Source organism: Nocardiopsis sp. NPDC006832 (assembly GCF_040635885.1).
Lineage (GTDB): Bacteria > Actinomycetota > Actinomycetes > Streptosporangiales > Streptosporangiaceae > Nocardiopsis.
Genome location: NZ_JBEYLC010000083.1, coordinates 1 through 6604 on the forward strand (window position 1 = coordinate 1; position 6604 = coordinate 6604).

At 68.8% G+C, this 6604-nt stretch carries 7 protein-coding genes; 5 read left to right on the forward strand and 2 right to left on the reverse strand.

The window, feature by feature from the left end; genetic code table 11:
* Positions 1 to 112: 112 nt before the first annotated feature.
* On the reverse strand, positions 113 to 1234 hold the full coding sequence (locus ABZ717_RS26010; protein ID WP_358515050.1) for a CapA family protein: 1122 nt from the start codon (positions 1232 to 1234) through the stop codon (positions 113 to 115).
* A 775-nt stretch (positions 1235 to 2009) separates the two neighbouring features.
* Between ABZ717_RS26010 and ABZ717_RS26015 the strand changes: the two genes are divergently transcribed.
* The 5 genes from ABZ717_RS26015 (at position 2010) to ABZ717_RS26035 (ending at position 6276) form a co-directional block, all read left to right on the forward strand.
* Complete coding sequence (locus ABZ717_RS26015; RefSeq protein ID WP_358515053.1) at positions 2010 to 3053, forward strand: chaplin family protein; 1044 nt, start codon at positions 2010 to 2012, stop codon at positions 3051 to 3053.
* A 100-nt stretch (positions 3054 to 3153) separates the two neighbouring features.
* Positions 3154 to 4041 (forward strand): SURF1 family protein, encoded by an 888-nt coding sequence (locus ABZ717_RS26020; protein ID WP_358515055.1) that lies wholly within the window; start codon positions 3154 to 3156, stop codon positions 4039 to 4041.
* A 55-nt stretch (positions 4042 to 4096) separates the two neighbouring features.
* Complete coding sequence (locus ABZ717_RS26025) at positions 4097 to 4882, forward strand: class I SAM-dependent methyltransferase (protein WP_358515106.1); 786 nt, start codon at positions 4097 to 4099, stop codon at positions 4880 to 4882.
* A 99-nt stretch (positions 4883 to 4981) separates the two neighbouring features.
* Positions 4982 to 5794: a TIGR02452 family protein gene (locus tag ABZ717_RS26030; protein WP_358515057.1), complete on the forward strand. Its 813-nt coding sequence runs from the start codon at positions 4982 to 4984 to the stop codon at positions 5792 to 5794.
* Positions 5791 to 6276, forward strand: a complete 486-nt coding sequence (locus ABZ717_RS26035) for a GNAT family N-acetyltransferase (RefSeq protein WP_358515059.1) — start codon at positions 5791 to 5793, stop codon at positions 6274 to 6276. The genes ABZ717_RS26030 and ABZ717_RS26035 overlap by 4 nt, the downstream gene beginning before the upstream one ends.
* Before the next feature lie 113 nt (positions 6277 to 6389).
* Here the strand turns inward: ABZ717_RS26035 and ABZ717_RS26040 are convergent, their stop codons facing one another.
* Positions 6390 to 6596 (reverse strand): GntR family transcriptional regulator, encoded by a 207-nt coding sequence (locus tag ABZ717_RS26040; RefSeq protein ID WP_358515108.1) that lies wholly within the window; start codon positions 6594 to 6596, stop codon positions 6390 to 6392.
* Positions 6597 to 6604 lie beyond the last annotated feature (8 nt).

Below are 6604 nucleotides of genomic sequence, written 5' to 3' on the forward strand. Positions count from 1 at the left end.
CCCGACCGGGAAGTTCCGCAACCCCTTCGTCGATTCCTACTTCCCCCGGGGTTGAGTACCCGGCGACGGATACCGGATGCCGGGTACCGGCGCCTCGGGTGGGAACCGGGGATCAAGCCGGGGAGTCGCTGAGCGGGAGTCCGCAGTCGGCGCGCATGTCCACCCACGTTCGGTGGGCCCGTTCGGCGTCCTGACCCTCGTAGGGAACGGGCACGCCGTCCTGGATCCGGGCGGGGGCCCAATCGGCCTCCAGGACACCGCCCTGGTCGAGGGTGAGGGTGAGCACCCCGGTCTCGGCGGTCGGGCCGTCGAAGTTGTAGAACACGAAGTTGCTCAGGCCGTAGTGCACGTAGGCGTCGCCCTGGAATCCGCCCGGGGACAACACGTGCGCGTGCCCGCCGACCACGGCGGTGGCGCCGGCGTCGATGAGCTCGTCGGCCAGTTCGGGGGCGTGTGGAAGTGGACAGTGCGCGCCCTCCAACCCCCAGTGCAGGAAGACCACGACGTTGTCGTGCTCGGCGGCGGCGCCAGTGACCGCCTCCACCAGCCGGTCCTTCATCTCGTACTTGGTGGTGGCCAGACCGGGCCCGTCCTCGTTCGCGGTCCAGGCGGGAATGAGCTCCTCGTCCAGCACGTCGGTGGCGCCGAACAGGGCGACGCTCTGGCCGTTGACCTCGGCGACGTGCGGGGCGTAGGCCTCGGCTGCGTCGTGGCCGGCGCCCACGAGGGCGACGGGGGAGTCGGCACCGTTGGCCAGGGTGTCGAGGAGTCCCTGCTCGCCGTAGTCCATGCCGTGGTTGTTGGCGATCGTGGCCACGTCCACACCCGCGGAGTCCAGGGCCTCCAACGCGGTGGCGGGGGCGCGGAAGACGAAGTCCTTGTGGGGTACGGGTGTGCCGCCCTCGGTCACCGCGGTCTCCAGGTTGACCATGGCCAGGTCGGCGGCGGAAAGCCGTTCTGAGATCGGGTCGAGGGCGGTCGATGGGTCGTCGAGTCGGGACAGGAGCAGGCCCTCGAACATCACGTCACCACCGAAGGCGATGGTGAAGGGATCGGGCGCCGCCTCGGTGGACGATGGGGGTGTGTCGGTTCCTTCCCCGGGAGGTACGGCACCCTCGTCGGGCGATGTGTTCGGGTCTGCCGAGGAACAGGCGGCGGAGAGGGCGAACGCCAGGGTCGCGGTGCCGGCCGCGAGAACCCGGAGCTTGCGTGGACGCGTGTGTTCGGGGTTCATTCCATGCTCCGTGAGGGGGACCGAGGGCATGTCCGATGGGATGAAGGACGCCTGCCCGCCGGATCCGGTTGGCCGATTCGACCGGTTGGTGCGCGGGTTTCCTGCTGTGGTGTTCGACTTCGGTGTTCGACGAGAATCGGGTCGAGAGTGGCCCGACATGGTCAGCGTAAGCGTCTTGAACAGCGATGACACGGATTTTCGGGCGAGGATTCCGGGGTTTTGAAGAATGGGAGGGTCGATATTCACTCTTCGGTCATAGTGCGCAATCCAGGCAATTTTCTATGTATGGGTTAAGGCGCGACCCGGAGGGGAGCGAAGGACGAATCCACTAAGTTCCTTAGTGTGCTTTCGGGCGTGTCGGGAAGTAAATTTTTCGGTCTTGATCGATGACATCAAGGCGTGGATCGTGCCGATGAATGGCTGAAGCATGCGCGCTGAGCAGTGGATATGCCAAGTAGTGATCATCCGTGCGTGCAGGGTGATCATGGGTTGTTCGGGAAGTTCTGGGAAAAGCACTGCACTTCCTCGCGCCCTGCTCTAACGTTTCGGTCCGTTGGCGGTTGTCCTTGGAGTGAACTCCGAAAGGACGTCACCGTCACCCCTGCACGAACAAGCGGGCCACCTCACCGTGCCACCGGTCTGTTGTGGCCGGGTCCGCTCACCGTGCGACCCTCCCGAGTGCCCACGACACGGGTATCGAAAGGTGTGGATCGCACGAAATCCGCGCTCCGCTCGGCGCATCCCCTGGCAGTCTTCTGAAAGGTCCAGCCGCACTATGCGCAACACACTCCGTTACTCCTTCGCCACCGCAATGACCGCCGGACTGGTGCTCGCGCCGATCGGTGCCGCGTTCGCCGACGCCCAGACCGACGGCTCGGGCGGCGTGGGCAGCGGAAACCAGGTGGTCGTCCCCGTCGACGTCGAGGCCGACCTGTGCGGCAACGCGCTCGCCATCCTGGGTATCTCCAAGGCCGACTGCACCAAGGTGTCCGAGGTCCTCTACGAGAGCAGCGGATACTCCGCGTCCACCGATGGTTCCGGTGGCGTGGCCAGTGGAAACCAGATCATCGTTCCGGTCGACGCGGCCCTGGACGTGTGCGGTAACTCCGTCGCCGTCGCCGGTGTCTCCGAGGCCGAGTGCACCTCCGTCGTGGAGGTCCTGGAAGAGGAGGGCGCCGCGAGCACCAAGGCCGCCACCGATGGTTCCGGTGGCGTGGCCAGCGGAAACCAGATCGTCCTGCCGGTCGACACCGCCATCGACATCTGCGGCAACTCCGTCGCGGTCCTGGGCGCCTCCAGCGCCAGTTGCACCACCGTCATCAACATCATCCACGCCTCCCCGGACAACGAGGGAGCGACCGAGGTCGCCACCGATGGTTCCGGCGGTGTGGCCAGTGGAAACCAGGTGGTCGTCCCCGTCGACGCCGCGGTCGAGATCTGCGGCAACGCCGTTTCCGTCCTGGGCATGGCCGAGGCCTCCTGCATCGAGACGATCTCCGAGGAGACGCCGGAGACCCCTGAGGAGGAGCCCGAGAAGCCCGAGGAGCCCGAGGAAGAGGAGCCGGAGACCCCCGAGGAGGAGCCCGAGAAGCCCGAGGAGGACCCGGAGACGCCGGAGAAGGAGCAGGAGCGCGAGGAGGAGCCCTCCGACGACAAGCCCGCCCCCTCCGACCAGGCGGACGGCCCCGCGCTGGCCGTCACCGGTAGCGCCCTGAGCGGTCTGGTGGCCGCGGCCCTGGCCGCCGTCGGCGCCGGTGGCGCGGGTCTGTACTTCGCCCGTAAGCGCAAGGCCGCAGCCGGCACCGCCGACGAGGAGTAGGACACACTCCGGGCACGGACCCACGCTCACGGCCGCGCCGTGCCGCTCCCGACACGGGGGCGGTGCGGCGCGGCCGCCGTCGTCTCATAACCTCGAAGACGTGCTCAAAGTCCTGTTCTCCAGACGCATGCTGGCCTTCCACGCGCTGGTCCTGCTGATCGTCCCGTCCTTCATCTGGCTGGGGTTCTGGCAGCTCGACCGCGCCGAACAGCGTGCCGCTTCGGTCGATCTCCAGCGGGACAACGTGGCCGCCGAGCCCGTCCCGGTGGAGGAACTCGCCAGCGTGGGCGGTGACGTCGATCCCGACGACCGGTGGCGCACCGTCGAGGCGGAGGGGGAGTGGGACACCGATCACCAGTTGCTGCTGCGCAACCGGGACGGCTCCCAGGGGGTGGGATTCCACGTCCTCACCCCGCTGGTCACCGAGGACGGGACCGCCCTACTCGTCAACCGGGGGTGGATCGAACGCGGTGAGACCGCACAGGACACCCCGGAGGTCCCCCCGGTGCCGGAGGGCACCATCGAGGTGGCCGGGCGTCTGCAGTTCGGCGAGACCGAGGAGAACACCGGTCTGCGCGAACACGGGGGGCTGCCCGAGGGCCAGATCATGTTCGTCGACGTCGATCGACTCTCCGCCGAGCTGCCCTATCCGATCTACGGCGGATACGTGGAACTCATCGCGCAGGACCCCGCGCCCGACCCGGCGCCCGAACGCCTCGCCCTGCGCGAGGAGGACCAGGGCATGAGCGCCTCCTACGCCTTCCAGTGGTGGGTGTTCACCATCGTCGTGGTGGTCGGGTGGATCATCCTCATCCGGCGTGAGCTGCGCGATCCGCCCCGGGACGGGTCGGGGCACGAGGCCGCCGACGGGTCCGAGGGCGAACCCGGAGACGGCGCCGAGGGCGAGAGGGAAGCCGAATCCGGGACCGAGGAGAAGGCCGAGCCCGAGGAGGCCTCCGCCGACCGGATCCAACAGACACAGAACTAGGAGCGGCGTGGACGACGACCTGATCGGGGGCCCGGAGTACCCGGTGCCCGGCGGTATGGACCGACGCGCGGTGGGCGCGAAGGAGAGCGCCCGGGCGGGGCGGTACTGGTGGGACGGGGCCGCCGACGCCTACCAGGCCGACCACGGGGACTTCCTGCGCGACGCCGGGTTCGTCTGGTCCCCGGAGGGGCTCGACGAGGCCGAGGCGCGACTGCTCGGTGACGTGACCGACGCCCGCGTCCTGGAGATCGGATGTGGGGCCGGCCAGTGCTCCCGGTGGCTGCGTTCCCAAGGGGTGGCGGAGGTGGTCGCCTTCGACCTTTCGTGGCGCCAGCTCCAGCACTCGCGGCGGATCGACGAGCAGACCGACCTGCGGGTGCCCACCGTGCAGGCGGACGCCCAGCGTCTGCCGTTCGCCACCGACTCCTTCGACGTGGTCTTCTCCGCCTTCGGGGCGTTCCCCTTCGTGCCCGCCGCCGAGAGCGCGCTGGCCGAGGCGGCCCGGACGTTGCGCCCCGGGGGACGGTTCGTGTTCTCGGTGACCCACCCGATCCGGTGGTGCTTTCCCGACGACCCCACCGAACACGGGCTCACCGTTGGGCAGTCCTACTTCGACCGGCGGGCCTACGTGGAGGAGGACGAGGACGGTCGCGCCATCTACGCCGAACACCACCACACGATCGGTGACTGGGTACGGGGCATCACGTCGGCCGGCCTGGTCCTGCGCGACCTGGTCGAACCCGAGTGGCCCGAGGACAACGACCAGGTGTGGGGAGGGTGGGGGCCGGTGCGCGGTCGCCTCATCCCCGGCACCGCGGTGTTCAGCGCGGTCAAGCCGTAGCCGGAGCGTCTCCCCGGTTCGGTGGTCTCGGACGGACGTAAAACCCCTTGGGTTCGGATGGGGCGCGCTGTAGCTTCGGTCCGGACGAGGGGAGAAACGGTGTCCGTACGCATGCGCGAGGTGTGGCGACAGACCCGGGAGGCCTACGAGGCCGGCCACTACACCGTGGAAGGGCGGATGGTGGACCTGGAGGGGGCGCTCGCCGTGATGCGGGAGGGCACGCGGCTGCACCTGCCGGAGGAGATCGCCGCGCTGTCGGTGCCCGAGCCGCGGTTCGACACCCGTTACGAGGTGACCGGCGAGGACACCTTGGCCGCCGCGCGGCGGGTGGTCGGCGAGAGCGGTGGCAGGGTCGCGGCGCTCAACTTCGCGTCCGCCCGCAACCCCGGTGGTGGGGTGGTCAACGGGGCGCGCGCCCAGGAGGAGAGTCTGGCCCGTTCCAGTGCGCTGTACGACTCGCTGACCCGTTGCCCCGAGTACTACGAGCACCATCGGGCCGAGCGGAGCCTGCTGTACTCCGACCGGGTGATCTGGTCGCCGAGCGTGCCGGTCTACCGGGACGCCAAGGGCGGGTGGTTGTCCGACGCGGTTCCGGTCGACTTCCTCACCTCGCCCGCGCCCAACCGGCGGATGGTGGACCGCAACCAGCCCGAACACGCCGACCAGGTGACGGAGGCGCTGGAGACGCGGGCCCGTGCGGTCCTGGCCGTGGCGGCACATCATGGCTCTACGCGGCTCGTTCTGGGCGCCTGGGGTTGCGGTGTGTTCGGCAACGACCCGGCCACCGTGGCCCGTGCCTTCGAACTCCACTTGAAGAGGGAGTTCACCGGGGTCTTCGACCAGGTGGTGTTCGCCGTGTTGGACCGTGAACCGGCCGTGCGGGCACCCTTCGAGGAGGTCTTCGGCGGATGAACGCCTGGAGTGGATCGTGGGAGAGTCGTGGGCCGTCCGGAACGCTGATCCGCAACGCTCGGCCGGATGATCACGGGCGGATTCTTCGGGTGTGCGACGCCTGGTGGGGCAAGCCGGTCACGCACATCCTGCCCCGGCTGTTCCTGGACCACTTCCACACCACCAGCCTCGTCGAGGAGGACGAGGGGGATTTGGTCGGGTTCTTGGTGGGCTTCCCCTCGCAGGCGCGGTCGGAGGAGGCCTACGTGCACTTCGCGGCGGTGGCTCCGGAACACCGTCGGGGCGGGTCGGCTCGGGAGCTGTACCGGCTGTTCACCAACGCGGCCCTCGCCGAGGGGAGGGGGATGGTGCGCGCGGTGACCTCTCCGTCCAACCAGCGGTCGATCGCCTTCCACCGGTCGATCGGCTTCACCGTGACCGGCCCGCACGAGGACTACGACGGTCCCGACACGGATCGGATGTGCTTCGAGCTGCGCCTGTGAGCCGGCAGGAAACGCGGAATCCTCGCGAAGGTGCGCGGGTCGGTGGCGTTCAGGCCTGGCCCAGGTCGGCGGCGTAGGTTTCCGGGGCTTCGACTATCGCCTTTTCGTGGGCGTCATTCGTAGGGCAGCACGAATACGCCGCGACCATGGACGGATTGTGCCCTTCCGTTGTCGGTGAGGTACTTCGTTGCCTTGGCCACGGTCCCTCGTGAGACGCCGAATTCTTGGGTGAGCTGTGTGAGCGAGGGGATCGCGCGTCCGACCTGGTACCGCCCCGCCTCGATTCGGGCGACCAGGATGGCCGCGAGCTGTAGCCACACAGGCGGCA